This is a genomic window from Tsuneonella sediminis (assembly GCF_051912845.1).
Lineage (GTDB): Bacteria > Pseudomonadota > Alphaproteobacteria > Sphingomonadales > Sphingomonadaceae > Tsuneonella > Tsuneonella sediminis.
Map to the genome: position 1 here is coordinate 936,789 of NZ_JBNCBU010000001.1, position 23,041 is coordinate 959,829.

Genomic DNA, 23,041 nt, shown 5'->3' on the forward strand with positions numbered 1-23,041 from the left:
GCCGCTCAGTTCCGGCCGACCACGCTCTCGGGCAGGTCGACGCCGAATACCCGCTGGTAGTATTCGGCCACCAGCACCCGCTCGGCCTCGTCGCACTTGTTGAGGAAGGTCAGGCGGAAGGCAAAGCCCACATCGCCAAAGATCGCGGCGTTCTGCGCCCAGGTGATGACCGTGCGAGGGCTCATCACGGTCGAGATATCGCCGCCGATGAACCCCTGTCGGGTCAGATCGGCAACCTTGACCATGTCGGCCACGACCTTCGGGTCGGCTTCGGGAGCCTTGGACCTGACGATCTCCTGTTCGGTTTCGGCCGGCAGGTAGTTGAGCGCGACGACCATGGACCAGCGGTCCATCTGGCCCTGGTTGATCGCCTGGGTGCCGTGATAGAGACCGCTGGTATCGCCAAGACCCACGGTGTTCGCGGTCGCGAACAGGCGGAAGTGCGGGTCGGGGCGGATTACGCGGTTCTGGTCGAGCAGGGTCAGTTTGCCCTGCTGCTCGAGCACGCGCTGGATCACGAACATCACGTCGGGTCGTCCGGCGTCGTATTCGTCGAACACGAGCGCGACCGGGTGCTGGAGCGCCCACGGCAGCAGCCCTTCGCGAAACTCGGTGACCTGCAACCCGTCGCGCAGGACGATCGCGTCGCGCCCGACGAGATCGATGCGGCTGATGTGCGCATCGAGGTTGATCCGGATGCACGGCCAGTTGAGCCGCGCGGCGACCTGCTCGATGTGGGTCGACTTGCCGGTGCCGTGGTACCCTTGCACCATCACCCGACGGTCGAACGCGAAGCCGGCAAGGATCGCGATCGTCGTGTCCGGGTCGAACACGTAGCTTTCGTCGATGTCGGGCACCCGCGGATCGGCCTTGGAAAAGGCCGGCACCTGCCAGTCCACGTCGACCCCGAAAACGTCCCGCGCGCTGACTGTGGTGTCGGGAGCGGCAAGGACTGTCCGCTTGGCGGTATCGAGGGCGTCGGTCATGTCGTTCATCGTGCCGGGCGGCCTATACGCGCGCACGCGGGGTCGCAACGGTATTTCCGCTTGCAGTGGCCGAAGTTGCCATGCCTACCTCAAGGTAGGGAACCCGCTTGACCCTGTGGAAAAAAACCTACTATCAGGTAGAACCATGAAAACCTCACGCGACGAGCTGCTCGATATCGGCGAGGAACTCGTCTGCTTTCAGGGATTTGGCGGATTCAGTTACGGCGCGCTCGCGGACCGTGCCGGGATCCGCAAGGCTTCGATCCACCACCACTTTTCCACCAAGGCGGACTTCGGTCGCGCGCTGATCCAACGCCGTGCGAAACGCCTTCGCCGGGAATTCGAAGCGCTGCAGGACGATAGACGGCGGGGCTGCGCGCTCCTGCGCGGCCTGATCCAGGCTCGCCGCCACTCGTGCCGGGACGGCGAGGCGGTCGACCTGGTGACGGCGATGTCGGCCGACCCGGCGGTCATCGACGGCGCGGCACGCGCCGCGCTCGTCGACGCGCGGCAAACGCTCGCCCGGCACATCGCCCACGCGCTCCAGGCGGGCAGGCGCGACCGCACGATCGTCGTCGCTGGCGATATCGACGAGGAAGCGCGGTCGGTTCTCGCCCAGATCGAGGGCGCCGAGATCGCTGCGCGTGCAAGCCGCGAAATTGCCGCGTTCGACCGCGCCCTCGCGACGCTCGACCGGCGGATGTCCGCCTACTGACGTCGACGCGGCGTTGCGCTAGGAAGCGAGCGATGCCGCGGTCCCCTCTCGAACTCGTCCGGCGCCGCCTCGTCGGCAAGGTGCGCGGGGTATTCAACGATGTCGCGTCCGGCCAGCGCCCGGTCGAGGTCAGCGACGAGGCCCTGTTCGAGCGCGATTCCCCGATCCGGATGGTGCATTCGGGCGTGGTCTCGATGATGGTCGGCGGCATCCGCTCGCTGCTCCTGCAGATGCTTCATCCCCATGCCTTGCAAGGCGTCCTCGACCACTCGGATTTTCGCGCCGACATGCACGGCCGCCTTCGGCGCACGGCGCGATTCATTGCGCAGACGACGTTCGCCCACCGCGACGAAGCCATGGCGGCGATCGAGCGGGTCAACCGGATACACGCGCAAGTTGCCGGCTTGCTGCCGGGCGGTGTCCCCTATGCCGCGACGAACCCGCGCACGCTCGCCTGGGTCCACGTGGCGGAAGCGACGAGCTTTCTTGGCGCCTATCTCGCCTATGTCCGGCCGGACATGCCCGCTGCCGATCGGGACGAGTATTTCCGGCAGTTCGCGATCGTCGCACGCGCGCTTGGCGCAGACCCGGTGCCCGAGACACAGGGCGAGGCCGCGCGCCTGATAGACGAGCTTCGCGCTGATCTGGCGACGAGCGAGGCAGCGCGGGAAGTCGCACGCCTTGTCCTCGACCAGCGGCCGCGGGGGACCCCGATAGCGGTGCAGCGCGCTCTTGGCGTTGCAGCGGTCGATCTCTTGCCGCCCTATGCCCGAACCATGCTTCGGCTCGAGCGGCCCGGCCGAGCCGCCCTTCCCGCCCGCCTTGCCACCCGCACGATGTCGGAAGGCCTGCGGTGGGCCTTTCGCCAGCGCTGACCGGAAAGGTTTCGTCCGGCCCGAACCTTGCCGCGGACCGGAATCTGCCGCACTCTGTCCGCAGGCTTCGCAAGGGAGTCGCCGCGGCGACCCCGCTTTTTACCGGGAAGGTCCGCCCATGTATGTGCAAGGTTTCATCGTTCCCGTTCCCGCCGACCAGAAGGACGCCTATCGCGAGGTGGCCGAGAAGTTCTGGCCGATCGCGCGCGACTATGGCTGCCTGGGCCACGTCGAGGCATGGGAGACCGACGTGAAGGACGGCCAGGTCACCGACTTCCGCCGCGCGGTCGCACTCGAGGAAGGAGAGAAGGTCGTCTTCAGCTGGATGACCTGGCCCGACCGGCAGACCGCAGACTCCGCGCACGAGAAGATGATGGCGGACGAACGCATGAAGGAATGGGGGGATGGTTCGGATATGCCCTTTGACGGCAGGCGCATGGTGTTCGGCGGGTTCGAGGTGATCGTCGATAACGCCGCTTCCTGACGCGCTGGCCGCGTTGCAACTCGGACGAGGAGATCGAAATGGCCGACCGGCTGACGACCGTGCTGTGGTTCGACGGCGACGCCGAGGACGCGGCGCGCTTCTATGCCGATACGTTTCCGGACAGTTCGGTAGGTCGCGTCTTCCGCGCCCCGACCGACTTTCCCGGCGGGCGCCAGGGAGACCCGCTGACGGTCGAATTCACCGTGCTGGGCCGCGCGTTCTCGGGCCTCAACGGGGGCGACATGTTCAAGCCCAACGAAAGCGTCAGCTTCATGGTGGTGACCGAGGACCAGCAGGAAACGGACCGCTACTGGGACGCGATCGTTGGAGCCGGCGGTCAGGAAAGCGCCTGTGGCTGGTGCAAGGACAAATGGGGATTCAACTGGCAGATCACCCCGCGCACGCTGCTCGATGCTTTTGCTGCCGGAGGGGACGAGGCCGCGCGCGCCTTTTCCGCGATGATGGACATGGCGAGGATCGATGTGGCGAGGATCGACGCCGCCCGGCAGGGGGACTGAGGGGGGCGACGGATGACCGACTACACGTTCTATACCAACCCGATGAGCCGGGGACAGATCGCCCGCTGGGCGTTGCACGAGGCAGGCGCGGATTATGAGCAGGTACTGGTCGACTGGCACGACAAGTCCGCGCTGGTCCGCGTCAACCCGATGGGCAAGGTGCCCACGCTGGTCCACCATCATGGCGGCCACGACCACGTCGTGACCGAGGCGGCCGCGATCTGCCACTATCTTGCGGAGATGTCGGCGCCCGACCTGCTGCCGCGCGATCACGAGAAGGCGGACTATTTCCGGTGGCTGGTCTTCGCCGCCGCCCCCCTCGAGCAGGCTATCGTGGCAAGGGCGATGAGCTGGGAGGTCCCCGCGGAACGCGAGGGAATGGTCGGTTTCGGCAGCTTTGAACGGACGGTCGACGCTCTCGACGACTGGCTGAAGGCGCACGCATTCGTTTGCGGCGAGCGGTTCACCATGGCCGATGTCTATGTCGGCAGCCAGGTCGGCTGGGGCATCGCGTTCGGATCACTGCCGCGGCGATCGGCCCTCGCTTCCTATGCCGAGCGACTCGACGCGCGCGAGGCGCGCCAGGCCGCACGCGCGATAGACGATGAACTGATCGCGAAGGCGCAGGCGAAACCCTAGGCCAGCGCAACGCTCTTCCTGAGCAACTGGTACGCCTCGACCACCCGCGTCAGCCGCACTTCGTGGCTGCGGTCCCCGCCGTTCCGGTCGGGATGATAGAGCCGCACGAGCTCCGAATAGCGGCGACGCAACTGAGCGCGGTCGATGTCCGATGGCAGCTCCATCAGGGCAAGCGCGTCCTGCTCCGCACGGGTGAAGCGGGCGGCCTGTGCCCGCCCCTGCGCGCGGCGGCGCAAGTCCGAGGCGCGGGCACCGATCGCGTCGAGCGGGTCTTCGAAATCGGCCCAGCGCGGCATACCGCCGCCGCCCCCGTCAGCGCGGAAAGCGCGCCGGGTGCTCGAATTCGCCCATCCCGCGGCGGGGTGCTGCGCCTCGAGGATCTCCTCGGCGCTCATCCCTTCAAACCAGTCGTAGGCAGCGTTGAATTCGCGCACATGGTCGAGGCAGAACCACAGACTTTCACCGGGTCCGTCGAAGCCGGCCGAACGCGGTCCGGGCGCGCGGAACTGGCCCGGCTCGCCGCAACCGGGCGCCTGGCATTGCTGGATCGATTCTTCGTGTCGCCCGTGAAAACGTGTTGGCCGCATCCGGACCGAGGTAGGCACCCGGACAGGCATGGACAACCCGCCGCATTGCTCCCAAGACTTCGGGCCATGGCCGGTCCCTTGCAAAACGAGATGGAGGCGCTGCTGGAAGGCGCTTTCGCCCCTAGCCGCCTCCAGGTAATCAACGACAGTGCGAAGCATCGCGGCCATGCTGGCGACGACGGCAGCGGCGAATCGCACTTCACCGTCGTCATCGAAAGCGCCGCGTTCGCCGGCAAGTCGCGGCTCGAACGCCAGCGGATGGTCAATGCGGCACTGGGCGACATTCCCGGGCAGCGGATCCATGCGCTCGCCATCCGCGCCTTCGCCCCGGGCGACGCCGCATGAGCGTGGTCGAGACGATCCAGCCCGTCACCCATGATCTGGGCCAGTTCAAGGTCCGCCGGGTGCTACCAAGCAGGGGCCGCACGATGGTGGGGCCGTTCATCTTCGTCGACGAGTTCGGGCCTGCGCAGCTCGACGCTGGCGGCGGCATGGACGTTCGGCCGCACCCGCACATCAACCTCGCCACGGTCACCTGGCTGTTCGAGGGCGCGATCGATCACCGCGACAGCCTGGGCACGTTCGCCACGATCCGCCCCGGACAGGTCAACCTGATGACCGCGGGTCGGGGGATCGTGCACTCGGAACGCTCGCCGCAGGCCGAGCGTGCAGGCGGGCCGCGGCTCTACGGGATGCAGACCTGGCTCGCACTACCCGACGGGAGGGAAGAGATCGATCCCGCGTTCGAGGCGCAGACCGATCTCCCCATGGTCGAGGACGGCGGCGCGCGGGCAGTCGTCATCATGGGCGAATTGTGGGGCCAGCGCGCCCCGACCACCACGCACGCGGCGACCATCTATGCCGAGATCGTGCTCGAACCGGGCGGCGCGCTGCCGATCGACGCGCAGGCGGACGAGCGCGCTGTCATGCTCGTCGGCGGCGAGGCCTCGATCGAAGGCACCGCGCTCGAACCCTTCGCGCTGACCGTGCTCGCTCCCGGAGCGTCGATGCGGCTGGCGTCGGAGCGCGGCGGACGGGCGATGTTGCTCGGCGGCGAGGCGTTCGCGACCGGTCGTCATGTCTGGTGGAACTTCGTCAGCTCCAGCCGCGAGCGGATCAACGCGGCGAAGGAAGACTGGCGCGCCGGCAGGTTCCCGCTCGTCCCCGGCGACAGCGAGGAATTCATCCCCCTCCCCGAAGTCCCCAAGACGGTGAGCTACCCATGAACCCCCAAGGAAAAGTCGCCTGGATCACTGGCGCATCGAGCGGGATCGGCGCGGCCCTCGCCCGGCAATGGGCGGCACGCGGCGGGCACGTCGTCCTCTCGGGCCGCGACACCGCGCGGCTGCAGGCCGTCGCTGACGCCATCGGTGGCGGCGAGACGCTCGTCCTCCCCTTCGACGTGCGCGACGAGGCCGCGCTGGCAGGTGCGACCGCTCAGGCGATCGCGTGGAAGGGCGGCGTCGACCTCGCCGTCGCCAATGCCGGCATTTCGCAGCGCTCGGCGGCGGTCGAGACCGGGATGCAGGTCTACCGCGAGATCATCGAAGTGGACCTCGTCGCGCAGATCGCCTTCGCGCAAGGCCTCATCGGCCCGATGAGCGAGCGCGGAAACGGGGCGCTCGCGTTCGTCTCCTCGATCGCCGGCAAGGTCGGCGTGCCTATGCGCACCGCCTATTCCGCCGCCAAGTTCGGCCTCGCCGGTTATGCCGAAGCGCTGCGGGCGGAGCTGTCGCAGAGCGGGGTTTCGGTACACACGATTTTCCCCGGCTCGATCCGCACCGACGTCAGCCGCAATGCCCTGACCGCGGACGGCAGCGCGCGCGGCAAGAGCGACAAGGCGATCGACGAGGGCCTCGACCCGGACGAAGCGGCCGCACGGATGCTCGATGCCATTGCCGACGGCCAGCGCGAAATCCTGATCGCCGAGGGCGCCGAACTTGCGATGGGTGAAGCGCGGCTCGCCCCTGGCTGGCTGCTCGACCAGGTCGAGGCGATGGTGGCGCGCGGCTACATGGAGCGGCTGAAGGAGGGGTGACGATGAAGCGGGTGAAGCTGGCGAGCGGGATCGAGCTCGGCTGCGTCGACGAGGGACCGAAAGGCGCGCCCGCGCTGATCTTCCTCCACGGCTTTCCCGAAAGCCACCGCACCTGGCGCCACCAGGTCGCGCACCTCAAGGACAGGTTCCGCTGCGTCGCGCCCGACCAGCGCGGCTATCGCGGCAGCTCGAAACCGCCCGCGGCGTCCGACTATACCCCCGACAAGCTGATCGGCGACGTGTTTCAGCTGGCCGACGCGCTCGAAATCGAGCGGTTTACGATCCTCGGCCACGACTGGGGCGGCGCGATCGCCTGGGGCACCGCGATCGCAGGTCAGCTGAACGGCCGCGTCACCCGCGCCGTGATCGCCAACGCGCCGCATCCGGCGATCTTCCAGAAGCTGCTCTACCTCAACGAGCACCAGCGCACTTCGAGCCAGTACATGAGAGGCTTCCGCGACACCGCAAACGATGACCTCGTGCGAGAGCAGGGCCTCTTCGGCATTCTCGCGCAGGAGATCCGCTGGGACAGCGGCGACACGATGGAACCCGATGAACGCGCGCAACTGCTGAAGGACTGGCAGGACCGCGACGCCGCGTTCGCCATGCTCAACTGGTACCGCGCGAGCCCGATCGACGTCCCGCCGCTTGACGCGCCCTACGCGCTGCCCGAAGGCTGGACCCCGCCCGCGCTGCCGAACCTCACCATCCCCACCCTCGTGCTGTGGGGAATGGACGACCTCGCCCTGCCGCCCGAGAACATCGAAGGTCTGGATGCGGTGGTCGACAACCTCACGCTGGTCGAGGTGCCCGGCAGCGGGCATTTCGTGACCTGGGAGGCGCCGGACGCGGTCAGTGAAGCGCTCGACGCGTTTCTCGAGCGGACGGAAGGCTGACGAGGGTCGAGAGCGTCTGGTTCTGAGGTCGCGGGGTCGCGGCGCGGACGGCCGCTTTGGGGTGGCAAGCTGACGATGAAGCTTTGCAGGAGAGTGTTCTGCCGCAAGCGTGATATGCCGAGGCATGGAGGGACAATACAATGCAATCTCTCGAAGCCGGTGACCTAAATCGACGAGTATTTCTGAAAGCCACAGGTGCCGGAATGGCGGTCGCGCTCACTGCCTCTGCCTCGGGTGCAGATCGTCGGACAGCCATCACCACCGTCGATGAATTGACGCTGCAAGTTGTCGTCGACGCTGCAACCTTTGGCCCGTTCTTGGCAGACGAAGCCTTACCCGGTCTGGTTGTCAAGCGAACCGGAGCAGGCCGTGGAGCGCGCATGTCGCGCAAGTCTCTCATGGCTGAGTTCGGTCTGTCCATCCTGGCCAAGTCGAGACGCGGCACCGAGATGCGGCAAGTGTTGGTCGACTTCGGCTACAGCTCGGAAGTGCTGGCTAACAATATCGAGCTTCTAAGCATCGACCCGGCGAGTATAGACGCGGCCGTGCTCAGCCACGGCCATCTCGATCATTATGGCGGCTTCGCGGGACTGTTCGGAACCAAAGCTGACGCAGGGCAGAAGCTGCCGCTCTTCGTTGGCGGTGAGGAAACGTTCTGCGAGCGAGTGGCGATAATCGGCAACCCCCCGCCGCTAATGGGCACTCTGGACCGCGCAGAGCTCGCTGAGGCAGGGTTGATGACACAAATCGCACCCGAGCCGCGGACGGTTGCGGGACACGCCTTCACGACTGGCGTCATCCCGTTGCGGGGTTTCGAGCGTGCGGCGATCCCGACACGCATGCGTCCGGGCGTCGGTTGCGAGCTTTCGGGGATTTCTCAAGACAAACGCAGCGCACCTGAACTCGCCGACGATGGAGAACATGAGCTCGCTACTTGTTACGCTGTGAAGGGTCTCGGCCTGGTCGTTATCGCGTCATGCAGCCATCGGGGGGTGCTTAACTCGGTCCGCCAGGCTCAGGCAGTCTCGGGGATTAGCAAGGTTCACGCGGTTGTGGGCGGGTTCCATCTTGTCCGGCCCAGGACTGAGGATGAAGCGCGGCGGACGGTGGCCGAGTTCCTCGAGATCGACCCCACTTACATAGTTCCGATGCATTGCACCGGCGAGGTCTTTATAGCCGAAGCGCTTCGCCGAATGCCGGGCAAGGTGATCCGCCCATTTGTTGGCAACGAGTTGGTGTTTGGCGCCACGTAGTGCGCGCGCCACTGATGTATGTCGTCTTTGAGGTCGGCTGCCGACAGTCCGGTTTTGACAACTTAGCCCGCCTGACCCGCCAATTTCACCCCAACCACTCGATGTCCGCGCCGTGCGGGTGCGACCAGGCGAGCAGTGTCTCGTCCTCGCCGCCGGGCCAGTAGCGAACCTTCAGCGCGTGGCGGTGGACGGTCCGGTCGGCCTCGACCGCGATCCACGCCAGCGGACGGTCCCGGGTCGCCCGCTCTCCCGCCGCCTCCATCGCCGCGGTCACCCGGGCCTGCTGGTCCTTGGGTACGTATTGCCAGACGATCGAGTGCATCAGGACGCGCGTCGTGTCCGCGGCCTGAGACTTCGCCAGTTCCGCCTCGACGAACGCGGCCGCATCCATTCGCACGATGTCGGGCGCCTGGTCCTTCGCGGCGGCGATCGCGGCCTCCATGCGGTCGAAGCGGACGGTGTGCTCGGGCCAGATATAGGCCTTCAATCGCAGCGCCTGTGCCGGGTCGGTGAGGTCCACCGGGGCGACGTCGCAGCCCTTCAGGCTGACGATCGCGATATTGGCCTGCGGCGGCGGAGCCCCCTTCCATTCGGGCGCGAAGGTCATCACCGGGCGGTCGGCCCCCGCGCGCGTGCCGCCGAGGTCGTAGGCATATCGGTCCATCATCAGGTTGATGCCTGCCGACGAGCCGATTTCCAGGCATTCGAAGAGCGGCGGCAGTCCCTTGTCCGCCAGCCACAGCATTGCCGCCATGAAATTGGCCGAGCGCCCTGCCTCGTTGGTCTGCGGCGGGCTGGCGAGCCACGCCATGAGCGGCGCCTCGTGCGCCCGGATCGCGTCGCGGACGAGGTCCACGTCGTCGTGCGCCTCCCGGGTCGGGTTGGGATCGCGGTAGATCGAGCCGAGTTCGGGCTGTGCGCCCGAGAGCCAGAGGGCGTGAATGCCGCCCGCGATACGCAGCGGCAGCGCGTCGGCGAGCGGAGCGCCCTGCCACTTGCGGATACGGTCGAGCAGCGCGCCCGGCTCGTCGCTGTCGAGCAGCTTGTCGACCGCGGCAACCACGCGCGCGGTAATCGGCGCGTTCGCGGCGCGGCAGTAGGCGACCTGGTTCTCGAACGCGCGCCCGACGGCGCCCTCGCCCTTGAGATCGATGTCGACCGCTTCGTACTTCGGCCCGCCTTCAGCCATCATGCGTTGCCCTTTTGCCGCCTGCACCCTAAGTGCGCCGCGCCGTGCCAGAAACCTCCAGCCTGCCGCTCACCTTCGCCGTGCCCAAGGGACGGATCCTCGACGAGGCGTTGCCGCTGATGGCGCGCGCGGGCGTCGTGCCCGAAGCGGGCTTCCACGACAAGGGCGACCGCCGCCTCGCCTTCGCCTGCGATGGAGGCGGCTACCGCGTGATCCGGGTCCGCGCGTTCGACGTCGCCACGTTCGTCGCGCACGGTGCCGCGCAGGCCGGGATCGTCGGCGCGGACGTGATCGAGGAGTTCGACTATTCGGACCTCTACGCCCCGGTCGACCTCGGCATCGGCCATTGCCGCCTGTCTGTGGCCGAGCCCGCCGCCGGCGCAGCCTCGATCGACGGCAGCACGCACGTGCGGGTGGCGACCAAGTATCCCGCCCTCACCCGCCGCCATTTCGCGGCGCTCGGCGTGCAGGCCGAGTGCGTGAAGCTGAACGGGGCGATGGAGATCGCGCCCGAGCTTGGCCTTGCGGGTCGGATCGTCGACCTCGTTTCAAGTGGACGGACGCTCAAGGACAACGGCCTTGTCGAAACCTCCAGGATCATGGAGATCACCGCCCGGCTGATCGTGAACCGCGCCGCCCTGAAGACCGATCCGCGGGTCGCTGCTCTGGTCGACCGGTTCCGGGAGATCGCGGCATGAAGTTCCTGCGCGCCTCCGATCCCGGGTTCGAGAAGGCGTTCCGCCGGATCGTCGACGACCGGCGCGAGAGCGGCGGCAACATCGCCGGCGACGTCGCGGCGATCCTTGCCAGGGTGAAGACGATGGGCGACGCCGCGCTCAGCGAATACACCCACCGGTTCGACGACCACCAGCTGACCGCGGATGGCGACTGGCGGATCGAACTGGCGGATTGCAAGGCCGCGTTTGAGGATCTCGGGACCGAACTGCGCGACGCACTGTCGCTCGCTGCGGACCGCATTCGCGCCTATCACGAAAAGCAGCTTCCCGCCGACCGTGACGAGATCGACGACAGCGGGGTTCGGCTTGGCGCGCGGTGGCGCCCTGTCGATGCCGCGGGGCTCTACGTTCCCGGCGGGCGCGCAGCCTACCCGTCCTCGCTCCTGATGAATGCTATCCCTGCCAAAGTCGCGGGCGTGGAGCGGCTTGCCGTCGTCACGCCCACCCCCGGCGGCCGGACCAATCCGCTCGTGCTCGCCGCTGCGCACGTCGCGGGGGTCGACGAGGTCTGGCGGGTGGGCGGCGCGCAGGCGATTGCCGCGCTCGCCTATGGCACCGAACGGATCGGCCGCGTCGACGTCGTCACCGGCCCGGGCAATGCCTGGGTCGCCGAGGCCAAGCGCCAGCTGTACGGGGTGGTCGGGATCGACATGGTCGCCGGCCCCAGCGAGATCCTCGTCATCGCGGACGGTCAGAACGACCCCGACTGGATCGCCGCCGACCTCCTTAGCCAGGCAGAGCACGATCCCGACGCGCAGTCGATCCTGATCACCGACGACGCCGGGTTCGCCGGGCAGGTCGAGGATCGGGTCGACGTCCAGTGCGCGATGCTCAGGACCCGCAAGGTCGCCCGGGCAAGCTGGGACGACCACGGAGTGATCATCGTGGTGGACGGCCTCGAGCAGGCGATCCCTCTCGCCAACGCGCTCGCAGCGGAACACGTCGAGCTTGCCGTCGCGGACCCTGAGCCGTTCGTCGAGAGAATCCGCCACGTCGGCAGCCTGTTCATCGGCCGCATGGCGCCCGAGGCGGTCGGCGACTATGTCGCGGGCCCCAACCACGTCCTCCCCACCGGTCGCCGCGCGCGGTTCTCCAGCGGACTGTCGGTGCTCGATTTCATGAAGCGCACGAGCTTCATCGAGGTCGGCGCCGATGCCCTGGCCGAAATCGGCCCCGCGGCCGCCGCGCTGGCGCACGCCGAGGGCCTCGAAGCGCACGCCCGATCGATCGAACTGAGACTGAAATGAACAGCAATCCCCGCTCCCAGGCCCGCTCCGCCGCGCGACTTGCCGCCGTGCAGGCACTGTACCAGCACCAGATGGAAGGCACCGGCGCCGCGCGCCTGCTCGACGAGTTTCACCAGCACCGGCTCGGCATGACCGTCGACGACGACGAGTTCGCAGAGGCCGAGGTCGATTTCTTCGACGACCTCGTGAAGGGGACACTGGCGCGAATGGACGAGATCGACGAGCTGGTCGCCCGCAAGCTGGCCGAGGGGTGGACGCTTGCGCGGCTCGACAAGACGATGCTCCAGATCCTGCGGGGCGGCGCCTACGAGCTGCTCGCCCGCGCGGACGTGCCGGTCGCCGCCGCGATCAGCGAATGGGTCGACGTGGCCAAGGCTTTCTTCGATGATCGTGAGGCCAAGTTCGTCAACGGCGTGCTCGACGCGGTAGCGAAGACCGTTCGCACCTGAACCCGAGGCTGGGACCTGTCCCGCGCGGGTTGGCGTAACCTCGATCGGCGAAACAGCCCTTGCCCCGGCATGCTTACGGGGTGACAGGGGCGCATGAACGAAGCTGCTTTCATCGAAGCCCTGCGCCGCATCGCGACGCACCCGGCAGCCCGCGGCCTCGACGACGATGCCGCGGTTCTCGATGTCGGTGGCGAGAAGCTGGTCGTCACGCAAGACAGCCTTCTCGAAGGAGTCCACGTTCGCGCGGACGAGGACCCGGCGGACATCGCATGGAAACTGGTCGCAGTGAACCTTTCAGACCTGGCCTCGAAAGGCGCGGCCCCGGTCGGGATCCTGCTGACTCACAGTCTCGGAACCGGGGACGAGCGTTTTCTCGAGGGCCTGCACGAGGTTCTCGCCACCTACGCCGTCCCGTTGCTCGGCGGGGACACCGTGCGCGGTGCGGGCCCGCGCAGCTGGAGTTGCACCGCCATCGGCCGGGCGGACCACGCCGTTCCCGCGCGATCCGGCGCGCGGCCCGGCGATGCTGTTTATGTCACCGGCGTGCTGGGTCTCGCGATGCTGGGCATGGCTGCTTCCGAACGCGGCACCGGCAGCCCGGCCGACCTCGCCTATCGCCGTCCGCGTCCGCTTCTCGCCCAAGGCCAGGCGCTCGCCCCGATGGTCAGTGCCATGATGGACGTGTCGGACGGGTTGCTGCTCGACGCATTCCGGATGGCACGCGCGAGCGGGGTGGCTTTCGACCTCAGCAGCGAAACCTTTCCGGTCGCCGATCCTGGCCGCATTCGCGAGTGCGCGACCTGGGGTGATGATTACCAGCTTCTGTTCACAGCCGATCCCGACCTGCACCTGCCCCTTGCAGCACGGCGGATCGGGACGGTGAACGAGCCGGATTACGCGCCGTTGTGGGTGGACCGCGAGATACCCGATCTCTCCCGGCTGGGGTTCGAACACTAGCGCCGGATTCCCCCGGAATTCGCGCGCTTTGTGGCTTGCCAGCCCGAGTCGCTGCCTTATACCTCCGGCCCTCTGCGCGCCGCTCGGGAGAGGCGGCGATCATCCACGTCAAGCAGGAGGGGACTTTCCGTGGACCTTGTAATGATATCGATAATACTCGGGTTGCTGGCCGTCGTGTACGGCTTCGTCACCAGCCGCCAGGTGCTCGGGGCGAGCGCCGGCAGCGACAAGATGCAGGAAATCGCCGCGGCCATCCAGGAGGGCGCACAGGCCTACCTGAAGCGCCAGTACACGACGATCGCGATGGTCGGCGTCGTTGTCGCCGTGCTCGTCTTCGTGTTCCTGGGCGCGGTTTCCGCCAGCGGGTTCGTGCTTGGCGCGATCCTTTCGGGCGTCGCGGGCTTCATCGGAATGAACATCTCGGTCCGCTCGAACGTCCGCACCGCACAGGCCGCGTCGACCGGCCTGCAGGACGGCCTGACGATGGCCTTCCGCGCGGGCGCGATCACCGGCATGCTGGTGGCGGGCCTCGCCCTCCTCGCTATCGCGGTGTTCTTCTGGGTGCTGACGACCTCGATGGGCTATGCTGCGAATGACCGTGTGGTCATCGATGCGCTCGTCGCGCTTGCATTTGGCGCCTCGCTGATCTCGATCTTCGCGCGCCTCGGCGGCGGCATCTTCACCAAGGCTGCCGACGTCGGCGCCGACCTCGTCGGCAAGGTCGAGGCCGGCATTCCCGAGGACGATCCGCGCAACCCGGCAGTTATCGCGGACAACGTGGGCGACAACGTCGGCGACTGCGCCGGGATGGCCGCCGACCTGTTCGAGACCTATGTCGTGACCGTGGGCGCCACGATGGTGCTCACCGCGCTGCTCATGAAAGGCCTCGGCGACCTGCTGATGCCGATGATGAGCCTGCCGCTGCTGATCGGCGGCGCGTGCATCCTGACCTCGATCATCGGCACGTATTTCGTCCGTCTCGGCGGCGGGAAGAACGTGATGGGCGCGATGTACAAAGGCTTCCTCGTGACCGCGGTCCTGTCGGTCCCGCTGATCTGGGTCGCCATCGATACCGCGATCGGGATCGACACGGTCGTCACCCGCAGCCTCGCTGACGTGACCGCCGGCCAGCCGATCGCCGAGGAGGGCCTCGCCGAACAGGTCGTCAGCTTCACCGGCTGGGACCTGTTCTGGTGTTCGCTCCTCGGTCTCGTCATCACCGGGCTGATCATCTGGATCACCGAGTACTACACCGGCACCAACTATCGCCCGGTGCGCTCGATCGCCAAGTCGTCGGAAACCGGTCACGGCACCAACGTGATCCAAGGTCTCGCCATCAGCATGGAAGCGACCGCACTGCCGACCCTGGTGATCGTGGCGGGCATCATCATCGCCTTCCAGCTCGCCGGCCTGATCGGCATCGCCTATGCGGCGACCGCGATGCTGGCGCTCGCGGGCATGGTCGTGGCACTCGACGCTTATGGCCCGGTCACCGACAACGCCGGTGGCATCGCCGAGATGGCGGGCCTCGACGAAAGCGTGCGCGAAAAGACCGACCTGCTCGACGCGGTGGGCAACACCACCAAGGCGGTGACCAAGGGCTACGCGATCGGATCGGCGGGCCTTGCCGCGCTGGTGCTATTCGCCGCCTATACCACCGATCTTGGCGAGTTCTTCCCCAACACCGACGTCGATTTCAGCCTGGAGAACCCGTACGTCATTGTCGGCCTCCTGCTCGGCGCGTTGCTGCCCTACCTGTTCGGCTCGATGGGCATGACCGCCGTCGGCCGCGCGGCGGGCGACGTCGTGATCGACGTGCGCGACCAGTTCGCGAACAACCCGGGCATCATGACGCACGAATCCAAGCCGAACTACGCGCGCACGGTCGACCTCGTCACCAAGGCGGCGATCAAGGAGATGATCGTCCCCTCGATGCTGCCGGTGCTGGCGCCGATCGTCGTCTACTTCGCGATCACCGCAATCGCCGGGCAGGCCAACGGGTTCGCGGCTCTGGGGGCATTGCTTCTGGGTGTCATCGTCGGCGGGCTGTTCGTCGCCTTGTCGATGACCGCTGGCGGCGGCGCGTGGGACAACGCGAAGAAGTACATCGAGGATGGCAACCACGGTGGCAAGGGGTCCGAGGCCCACAAGGCCGCGGTGACCGGCGATACCGTGGGCGATCCCTACAAGGACACCGCGGGTCCGGCGGTAAACCCGATGATCAAGATCACCAACATCGTGGCCTTGCTCCTGCTCGCGGCGCTGGCGGCGGGCGGTGCCGGCTGACCAAGGCGTCCCGTTCACCCGAAAAATCGAGACCCCGTCCGGAGCGATCCGGGCGGGGTTTTTCGCATGCCGCCAGCCACTTGAAACGCGAAGGCCCAGCCTATAGGCTCGCTTTCGCGCCGGGGACGCAGCCGTGGGGGTCGCTCTCCAATTTCCGATGCCAGAGGCGAGGCAAGGCAAGGGCCTGCCCGCCTTCCGTCCATTTGTGAGGGAACACGATGTTCATTCGATCGATCTGCCTGCTGTCGGCAGCCGCCATGGCGCTATCCGCGCCGTTCGCCGTCGCCGCCGCGCAGGACACCCCGCCGCAGGTTGCCGCAACCGCCGCCGGACGCATCCCGGTCGCCGAGTTCGTCAAGCAACCCAACATGCGCTCGCCGCGCATCTCGCCCGACGGCAAGAAGCTGGCCTATCGCGCCGCGGCGAACGGCAGCGAGGTTCTCGCGGTGATGGACCTGACCAATCCGACGAAGCCGCCCAGGATCGTGCTCAAGGCCGAGGAAGCCCGCGAATCCGGCGAACGCACGATGCAGAATTACCGCTGGGTCGGTAACGACGATCTCGTCATCACCGTGCTGCTGCGCGAGAACCTGTACGGAAAGCTGGCGGACTTCAGCCGGCTCGTCGCCTACAATGTGAACAGCGGGCAGACGACCCAGCAGGCCTGGCGCGACGCGGGAGGCAGCGCCTCGCGCATTCTCTATATCGACCACGAGAAGGGCCGCTACCTCCTCCAGCGCGACAGCGTGGCCAACGGAACCGAGCGGTATGGCCTGCCCGAGGTCGTCGACGTCGACGTCAGGTCGGGCGAATTCAAGTTCGCCCAGCGCACCAATCCTTTGGTGCAGAGCTGGGTCGCCGACAGCGCCGGCGTCGTTCGCGGCGGGATCGGCTATGATCGCGACAGCGGCAAGCAGCGCGTGCTCTACCGCTCGGGCGAGCGCGACACCTTCCGCACGGTATTCAACTCGGCCGACAAGACCTTCACCGAATCCACCCCGGTGCCCGAGGTCTTCATTCCCGGCACCGACCAAGCCTACGTCACTTCGCGCCAGAACGGATACACCGCGATCTACAAGGCCGACCTGTCCACGATGACGCTGGGCGAGCCGGTCTACATGACCAAGGGCTACGACCTTGGCGACGTGATCAGCGACGACAAGGGCACCCAGCTCATCGGCTACCGGACATTCGACGGCACCCACCGCGAGGTCTACGTCGATCCGCTGTTCAAGGACATCCAGGCCATGCTGGATGAGACCTTCGGCAAGAACGAGGCCTCGATCGTCGATTATGACGAGAAACGCGAGAAGTTCGTGATCTTCGCCGGCGGCGTGAAGCGCGCGGGCGGCTATTACATCTACGACGTGCCCAAGGCCGACATCAAGCTGCTCAACTGGTCGCGCGTCGCGCTCAAGGACGCGCCGCTCAATCCGGTCAAGGCGGAATGGTATACCGCGCGCGACGGCACGAAGATCCAGGCAATCGTCACCTATCCGCGCCACCGCACGGGGGCCCGGAACCTGCCCGTGGTGGTGATGCCCCACGGCGGTCCGTTCGGGGTCGCCTCGGCGACGAATGCAGGCGAACCGTGGAACCAGCCGCTGGCCGAAGCGGGCTATGTCGTCATCCAGCCGAACTACCGCGGCTCGGGCGGCTACGGAAAGGATTTCGAGAAGCTCGGCCGCGAACCCGGCGGATACGGCAAGCGGATGCAGGACGATCTCGTCGACGCGCTGACCTGGTTCGGCAAGGAAGGGACGATCGATCCCGACCGGGCGTGCATCATGGGCTGGTCCTATGGCGGTTACGCGGCCGCCCGCGGTGCGCAGCGCGACGGCGATGTCTGGAAGTGCGCGGTCGCGGGCGCAGGCATCTACGACATGGCGATGATGAACCGCTGGGATACCGTCAACCTCGGCCGGTTCAGCCGCGGGTTCCAGGCGACATCCGACGATCCGGACGGTATCTCCGCGGCGCTGCACCCCGAGGGCACATGGGCGCCGATCCTGATCGTGGCCGCCAAGCGCGACCAGCGCATCCCGATGGAGCAGGCCGAAACGCTTGTCGCCGCGCTGCGCCGTGCGGGGAAGCAGGAGGGGACGGACTTCCGTTACATCGTGCAGGAACAGGGAACTCACAACCTCCCCTACGACGACGTTCACATCCAGTGGATCGAGGAAGCGGCGAAATGGATAGAACGCTTCAACCCGGCCTATATCCCGGCCGACAAGGACGCGCCGCCGCCGCTCGTCGCGTTCAAGTAGGCGGGTAACCAGAGCGTTCCGGCCCGCCCCGTTTTCGGACGGGGCGGGCTTTTCGCGCCTCGCGTTAAAGCTTCCTCCAGCCGCTTGGCGTATCGCGCCCGCATGGAACATGCGCTCGGCCTGGCCACACCGGACGAATCGGGTGCCGGCACCTTCGCGGTGCAGCCCTGGCGCGCGTTTGCTGACGACACCGGGTGGGACGCGCTGGCAGAAGCCGCGGCCGAGCCCAATCCGTTCGGCGAACGATGGTTCGTGCAGGCCGGCCTCGAAGCTTTTGCAGCGGACGATCGGCCGTTCCTGGCTTCGCTTAGCTTCGGCGGGCGCCTCGTCGGCATCCTGCCGCTCGTGCGTCGGTCCGCTTACGAAGGGTATCCGCTGCCTCACATCGGCAACTGGCGACATCCCAATGCGTTCGCCGGGACGCCGCTGGTCGCATCGGGGTTCGAACACGCCTTCTGGCGGTCCCTGCTGTCGTGGGCCGACGCCCACGCCCGAGCCGCCCTGTTCCTCCATCTCGAGATGTTGCCGACCGAGGGCCCGGTGTTCGCCGCCCTGCGCGACGTGTGCCGGATCGAAGGGCGTCCGGCAGCGGTCGTCCACCGGCATGAGCGCGCGGTCTTGCGATCGAACCTGTCCCCTTGCGCCTATTTCGAAGTGTCGATGAGCGGGAAGAAACGCAAGGAACTGCGCCGCCAGCACGCCCGGCTGTCGGACCTGGGGGCGGTTGCATTCGAACGCAGGGAGGATGCGGCGGGACTTTCGGGGTGGTGCGACGATTTCCTCGCGCTCGAAGCTTCCGGATGGAAAGGTGCACAGGGCTCCGCGCTCGCATGCGACGCGCAAGCGGCGCGGTTCTTCCGCACGGCGCTTGCCGGTGCCGCGGACCAGGGCCGGCTCGAACGGCTCGCCCTGACGCTCGACGGGCGTCCCGTCGCGATGCTGGCAAATCTGCTCGCCCCACCTGGCGCGTTCAGCTTCAAGACCGCCTACGACGAATCGCTGGCCCGTTTCTCTCCCGGGGTCCTCCTCCAGCGCGAGAACCTGTCTTTGCTGGCGCGCGAGGACATCGCGTGGGCCGACAGCTGCGCAGCCCCCGACCACCCCATGATCGAGCGCATCTGGCGCGAAAAACGCGAGATCGTCCGGGTCAGCATCGCGATCGGAGGCCCCCCACGCCGGGTCACCGGCTCGCTCATCCTCCGCGGCGAGACCCGCGCCCCCCTTGAAGGACTCTAGACTGATGGACGCCCGCACCGGCTTCACCGCGCTCGACACCGCCGTCTTCGGCCCCGCCGCCCGCTGTGCCTTCACCGCCGCCTATCCGGAGACGCCGCGGGTGATCGAGCACCGGCTGCGCGACAACTCCCTTCTCACCCTCGATGCGCTCGCGAGCCTGGCTGGCCGGCTTCCCGAACGGTCGATCGAATACAACCGCGCCGACCTGCCGATCGGCGTCGACGGCAAGCCCGGGGGCACCGGGCTCGCGATCGAGGATACCATCCGCCACATCGCCACCAGCAACAGCTGGGCCGTGCTCAAGAACATCGAGGCCGTGCCCGAGTACCAGGCGCTCGTGCTCGCGCTGCTCGGCGAACTGCGGCCGGTGATAGAGGCCAGGACCGGCAAGGTTCTGCGCCCTCAGGCCTTCGTGTTCATTTCCAGTCCCGGCGCGGTCACACCCTATCATTTCGACCCCGAGCATAACATCCTGCTCCAGCTGGTCGGCAGCAAGGTGATGACCCAGTTCCCCCCCGGCGACGCCCGCTATGCTCCCGACACGACGCACGAAAGCTACCACATGGGCGGTCCGCGCGAACTGGCTTGGCGCGACGAGCTTGCCGCGGGGGGGCGGGACTTCGCGCTGGCCCCGGGCGAAGCGCTGCTGGTGCCGGTCATGGCGCCGCACTTCGTTCGCAACGGGCCGGAAAGCTCGATCTCGCTGTCGATCACCTGGCGCAGTGACTGGTCGTTCGCCGAGGCCGACGCGCGCTGCTGGAATGCGCTGCTGCGCAAGGCAGGCCTTTCGCCCCGCGCCCCGCGCCGCTGGCCGGCGACCAATCGCGCAAAGGCCTGGGCCTGGCGCGCATGGCGGCGAATGTCGGGCGCGAGTTGACGCGCGCGTAAGCCTGCCCCAATGCGCGGGCAATGACCGACAGACCCTCTGACGAAGCGCTCGTCGCCGACCTCGTCGCCCTCCTCGATCCCGCGCCGCTGGGCGAAGACCGGTTCGAAGGCGCCCGAAAAAAAGGCGGCGTAGGCCGCGTGTTCGGCGGGCAGGTGATCGCCCAGGCGCTGATCGCCGCGGAACGCACGGTGGAGGAAGACCGCGCCGCGCACTCGCTTCACGCCTACTTCCTGCGCGGCGGGAACGAGGACTATCCGATCGCGCTCGAGGTTGACCGCCAGCTCGATGGAGGCAGCTTCTCGAACCGCCGCGTGGTGGCGAGCCAGCCCGGCCCCGATGGCGCGATGCAACCGATCCTCAACCTCGCGGCCAGCTTCCAGAAGCACCAGCCAGGCCTGGAGCACGAGCGCGCAACGCTTCCGCAGGTGCCGGGTCCCGACGAATTGCGGTCGGACGAGGAACTGCGCGCAGAGGTCGCACCCACACTGCCCGAGCGGGTTCGCCGCTTCTTCAACGAGCCGCGCCCGATCGAGATTCGCGCGGCTACGGGACGCCACTGGCTTACCGAAGGACCGCAGGAGCCGGTCCAGCATTCGTGGTTCCGGGCCCGCGCTGCGCTGCCCGACGATCCGCGCATCCACCGCGCGGTGCTAGCCTATCTCAGCGACATGCAGCTTCTTGGCACGAGCATCATGCCCCACGGCCTGTCGTGGATGCGGGGCGAGGTCAAAAGTGCCAGCCTCGATCACGCGATCTGGTTCCACGCGCCGTTCCGCGCCGACGAGTGGTTGCTCTATTCGTGCGACAGCCCGTGGTCGGGCGGCAGCCGCGGGTTCAACCGGGGGCAGATCTTCCAGGACGGCAGGCTGGTCGCGAGCGTCGCGCAGGAGGGCATGATTCGCCAGGTCGAGCCGCGCGCGCGATAGAATTGGCGCGCGGCTAACCCGGTCTTAACCCCGCTGGACCACCCTCGCTCCGCAAACTCGCGGAGTACAGCCACTTGCCCATCGAAGCCCGTTTCGACACCGACGAGAGCACCGACCCGCGCAGCGCTGGCCGCCGCACGCTCCACCTCGGGGTGAGCGGCCGCTTCGCATCAGGAAGCGAGAGCGCGGTCACGGTCCACAACATTTCCGCGACCGGCCTGCTTATCGAGACGTCCGCAGCCCTCGCCGAGGGTGAACGCATCGTCGTCGACCTTCCCGAAGCCGGAGAGCGCGATGCGCGGGTGATCTGGACCGACGGGCTGATGCACGGATGCCGGTTTGAAGAACCGCTCGGGGCGGGTGCGCTCAGCGCCGCGCAGCTTCGCGGCGCGGTACGCGGCGCCGATCGGGGCGGCTTGCCGCAAGGCGAGGAATTCGGCGCCCGTCTCCACCGCCTGCGGACAGAGCGCGGCCTGTCGCTCGCCGACATCGCCAACCGCCTCGGGGTGAGTAAGCCCACGGTCTGGGCCTGGGAACACGGCAAGGCGCGCCCCGTCGAACGTCGTCTTTCCGCACTGGCCGAGGCGCTTGGCGTAACCCCGGGCGGGCTTGAACCGGCGGCCTCGGGACCGGTCGAAGCGGTCGAGGCGGGTCGCCGCCAGATCGCGGAGGCGTATGGAGTCGACCCGAAGCGCGTGCGCATCATGATCGAACTGTAGGTCAACCCGGTTCGAGAATCCGCTTGCAACTTTTCCACAATTGTAAAAAGACAACGTGGTTAACAAATCGCGTTTAAGTTCATTTTTTCAGGTCGTTAGTTGTTTTTAACGATCCGTATAACGCGATTGTTGGCAGAACCGGGGGTAGAAATACTCTTATTCGATGGTTGCGTTAGCGGGATCTTGCGCAACCGGGGGCAACGTTAGTTTCCGTAATCGGCATCGGGCCGATTCGGAGGCGCGTCGAACGGGAACGTGGACACGATGTGGGGCGCAATTTCGCCGGGGGAAGCCTCGGCACTCTATCGGCTGGTGGCGCAAAGCCCGACCGATCTCGTGCTGAAGACCGACAGGATGGGGCGCATCGTTCACGCAACCCCTGCCACCGGCAGCCTTGGACTGGCCTTCGCGGGAGACCCGGTGGGGCGGCATCTGCTCGAACTCCTCCATCCGTCGTGCAGCGAGGCCGTCCTCGCGGAGCACGCCGCGGCAGTGCGCGGCCAGGACGGCAGCGGCTGGATCGAGGTTCTCGCGCTCGCGCAGGACGGATCGCAGCGATGGATGGAAATGAAGCTTGGCGGCCTGCCCGAAAAATCCGGCGCACTCGGCCTGCTGCGCTCGATCGACGAGCGCCGGGCGCTCGAGGACCGGCTGTTCGTCGCCGCCATGACCGATCCCCTGACGCGCCTGACCAATCGCGAGGCGTTCGTGCGCATGCTCGGCCACCTCGTCGAGAGCGGCGCTGCGGGCCACGTCGCGCTGTTCGACCTTGACCACTTCCGCACGATCAACCTGCGCCACGGACACAGCGGCGGCGACAAGGTGCTGGTCGCCTTCGCGCGCCTGCTGCGCAGCCTGCTGCGGGCCGACGACATCGTCAGCCGCGTGGGCGGCGGGACGTTCGGCGTGCTCCTGCCCGAAGTCGACGCGGCGACCGCCCACGGCGCCTGCGCGCGGGTCGTCGCGGCGATGGCCGAGCTCAACGAGGGAGCGGGCCGTCATCGGCTGACCGCCAGCGCGGGCGTGGCGCGCTTCGCGGTCTCGGCCGACTCGACCCTGCGCGAAGCCGAGCTCGCGCTGCTTTCGGCCAAGTCGCGGGGCCGCAACCGCGTCGAGCGGGCGCGGCGCTGGCATTAGGAAAACGGGCG

The 23,041-nt window shown here is 67.4% G+C and carries 24 protein-coding genes; 21 read left to right on the plus strand and 3 right to left on the minus strand.

The annotated features are described in order from the left end of the window. Positions 1-5: 5 nt before the first annotated feature. Positions 6-995 carry a cobaltochelatase subunit CobS gene (cobS, locus tag ACPV3N_RS04805; RefSeq protein ID WP_440115265.1) on the minus strand — a complete coding sequence of 330 codons (990 nt, stop codon included), beginning with the start codon at positions 993-995 and terminating at the stop codon, positions 6-8. A 136-nt stretch (positions 996-1,131) separates the two neighbouring features. Between cobS and ACPV3N_RS04810 the strand changes: the two genes are divergently transcribed. From ACPV3N_RS04810 to ACPV3N_RS04830, 5 genes are all read left to right on the plus strand, one after another. Continuing rightward, a complete protein-coding gene (locus tag ACPV3N_RS04810) occupies positions 1,132-1,701 on the plus strand; it encodes a TetR/AcrR family transcriptional regulator (RefSeq protein ID WP_440115267.1) in 570 nt (189 codons plus the stop codon). Positions 1,702-1,733: 32 nt separating this feature from the next. Next, positions 1,734-2,576 carry an oxygenase MpaB family protein gene (locus ACPV3N_RS04815; protein ID WP_440115269.1) on the plus strand — a complete coding sequence of 281 codons (843 nt, stop codon included), beginning with the start codon at positions 1,734-1,736 and terminating at the stop codon, positions 2,574-2,576. Positions 2,577-2,694: 118 nt separating this feature from the next. Further along, positions 2,695-3,060 (plus strand): DUF1428 domain-containing protein, encoded by a 366-nt coding sequence (locus tag ACPV3N_RS04820; RefSeq protein ID WP_440115271.1) that lies wholly within the window; start codon positions 2,695-2,697, stop codon positions 3,058-3,060. Between the two features lie 38 nt (positions 3,061-3,098). Beyond that, positions 3,099-3,578 (plus strand): VOC family protein, encoded by a 480-nt coding sequence (locus ACPV3N_RS04825; RefSeq protein ID WP_440115273.1) that lies wholly within the window; start codon positions 3,099-3,101, stop codon positions 3,576-3,578. Between the two features lie 12 nt (positions 3,579-3,590). Then, positions 3,591-4,217, plus strand: coding sequence for a glutathione S-transferase family protein (locus ACPV3N_RS04830; RefSeq protein WP_440115275.1), 627 nt, complete (start codon positions 3,591-3,593; stop codon positions 4,215-4,217). On the opposite strand, the gene ACPV3N_RS04835 is transcribed toward ACPV3N_RS04830, so the two are convergent. Next, positions 4,214-4,804, minus strand: a complete 591-nt coding sequence (locus tag ACPV3N_RS04835; protein WP_440115277.1) for a J domain-containing protein — start codon at positions 4,802-4,804, stop codon at positions 4,214-4,216. The two genes, ACPV3N_RS04830 and ACPV3N_RS04835, sit on opposite strands and share 4 nt — an antisense overlap. Before the next feature lie 66 nt (positions 4,805-4,870). On the opposite strand from ACPV3N_RS04835, the gene ACPV3N_RS04840 reads away from it, so the two are divergent. From ACPV3N_RS04840 to ACPV3N_RS04860, 5 genes are all read left to right on the plus strand, one after another. Next, entirely contained in the window at positions 4,871-5,149 is a 279-nt protein-coding gene (locus ACPV3N_RS04840) for a BolA family protein (RefSeq protein WP_440115279.1), read from the plus strand. Beyond that, positions 5,146-6,030 (plus strand): pirin family protein, encoded by an 885-nt coding sequence (locus tag ACPV3N_RS04845; protein ID WP_440115281.1) that lies wholly within the window; start codon positions 5,146-5,148, stop codon positions 6,028-6,030. The genes ACPV3N_RS04840 and ACPV3N_RS04845 overlap by 4 nt, the downstream gene beginning before the upstream one ends. Beyond that, entirely contained in the window at positions 6,027-6,842 is an 816-nt protein-coding gene (locus ACPV3N_RS04850; protein WP_440115283.1) for an SDR family NAD(P)-dependent oxidoreductase, read from the plus strand. Before ACPV3N_RS04845 ends, ACPV3N_RS04850 begins: the two co-directional genes overlap by 4 nt. 2 nt (positions 6,843-6,844) lie before the next feature. Further along, a complete protein-coding gene (locus ACPV3N_RS04855; protein WP_440115285.1) occupies positions 6,845-7,738 on the plus strand; it encodes an alpha/beta fold hydrolase in 894 nt (297 codons plus the stop codon). Between the two features lie 203 nt (positions 7,739-7,941). Continuing rightward, on the plus strand, positions 7,942-8,991 hold the full coding sequence (locus ACPV3N_RS04860; RefSeq protein ID WP_440115287.1) for an MBL fold metallo-hydrolase: 1,050 nt from the start codon (positions 7,942-7,944) through the stop codon (positions 8,989-8,991). Positions 8,992-9,076: 85 nt separating this feature from the next. Here ACPV3N_RS04860 and ACPV3N_RS04865 read toward each other — a convergent pair whose 3' ends face one another. Further along, a complete protein-coding gene (locus tag ACPV3N_RS04865; protein WP_440115289.1) occupies positions 9,077-10,183 on the minus strand; it encodes a DUF2332 domain-containing protein in 1,107 nt (368 codons plus the stop codon). Between the two features lie 41 nt (positions 10,184-10,224). On the opposite strand from ACPV3N_RS04865, the gene hisG reads away from it, so the two are divergent. The 11 genes from hisG to ACPV3N_RS04920 all read left to right on the plus strand — a co-directional run bounded on the left by hisG (position 10,225) and on the right by ACPV3N_RS04920 (position 23,030). After that, on the plus strand, positions 10,225-10,878 hold the full coding sequence (gene hisG / locus ACPV3N_RS04870) for an ATP phosphoribosyltransferase (protein WP_440115291.1): 654 nt from the start codon (positions 10,225-10,227) through the stop codon (positions 10,876-10,878). Then, positions 10,875-12,164, plus strand: coding sequence for a histidinol dehydrogenase (gene hisD, locus ACPV3N_RS04875; RefSeq protein WP_440115293.1), 1,290 nt, complete (start codon positions 10,875-10,877; stop codon positions 12,162-12,164). Before hisG ends, hisD begins: the two co-directional genes overlap by 4 nt. Further along, positions 12,161-12,613 carry a transcription antitermination factor NusB gene (gene nusB, locus ACPV3N_RS04880; RefSeq protein ID WP_440115295.1) on the plus strand — a complete coding sequence of 151 codons (453 nt, stop codon included), beginning with the start codon at positions 12,161-12,163 and terminating at the stop codon, positions 12,611-12,613. Before hisD ends, nusB begins: the two co-directional genes overlap by 4 nt. 93 nt (positions 12,614-12,706) lie before the next feature. Then, positions 12,707-13,570 (plus strand): thiamine-phosphate kinase, encoded by an 864-nt coding sequence (gene thiL, locus ACPV3N_RS04885; protein ID WP_440115297.1) that lies wholly within the window; start codon positions 12,707-12,709, stop codon positions 13,568-13,570. Positions 13,571-13,711: 141 nt separating this feature from the next. Beyond that, entirely contained in the window at positions 13,712-15,856 is a 2,145-nt protein-coding gene (locus ACPV3N_RS04890) for a sodium-translocating pyrophosphatase (RefSeq protein WP_440115299.1), read from the plus strand. A gap of 218 nt (positions 15,857-16,074) precedes the next feature. Then, positions 16,075-18,123, plus strand: a complete 2,049-nt coding sequence (locus ACPV3N_RS04895; protein ID WP_440115301.1) for an alpha/beta hydrolase family protein — start codon at positions 16,075-16,077, stop codon at positions 18,121-18,123. A gap of 102 nt (positions 18,124-18,225) precedes the next feature. Continuing rightward, positions 18,226-19,359, plus strand: coding sequence for a GNAT family N-acetyltransferase (locus ACPV3N_RS04900; protein WP_440115303.1), 1,134 nt, complete (start codon positions 18,226-18,228; stop codon positions 19,357-19,359). A gap of 4 nt (positions 19,360-19,363) precedes the next feature. Further along, positions 19,364-20,236, plus strand: coding sequence for a transcriptional regulator (locus ACPV3N_RS04905; protein WP_440115304.1), 873 nt, complete (start codon positions 19,364-19,366; stop codon positions 20,234-20,236). A gap of 32 nt (positions 20,237-20,268) precedes the next feature. Next, positions 20,269-21,174, plus strand: a complete 906-nt coding sequence (locus ACPV3N_RS04910; protein WP_440115306.1) for an acyl-CoA thioesterase — start codon at positions 20,269-20,271, stop codon at positions 21,172-21,174. 74 nt (positions 21,175-21,248) lie between these two features. Further along, positions 21,249-21,893: a helix-turn-helix domain-containing protein gene (locus ACPV3N_RS04915; RefSeq protein ID WP_440115308.1), complete on the plus strand. Its 645-nt coding sequence runs from the start codon at positions 21,249-21,251 to the stop codon at positions 21,891-21,893. Positions 21,894-22,157: 264 nt separating this feature from the next. Next, a complete protein-coding gene (locus ACPV3N_RS04920) occupies positions 22,158-23,030 on the plus strand; it encodes a diguanylate cyclase domain-containing protein (protein WP_440117441.1) in 873 nt (290 codons plus the stop codon). Positions 23,031-23,041 lie beyond the last annotated feature (11 nt).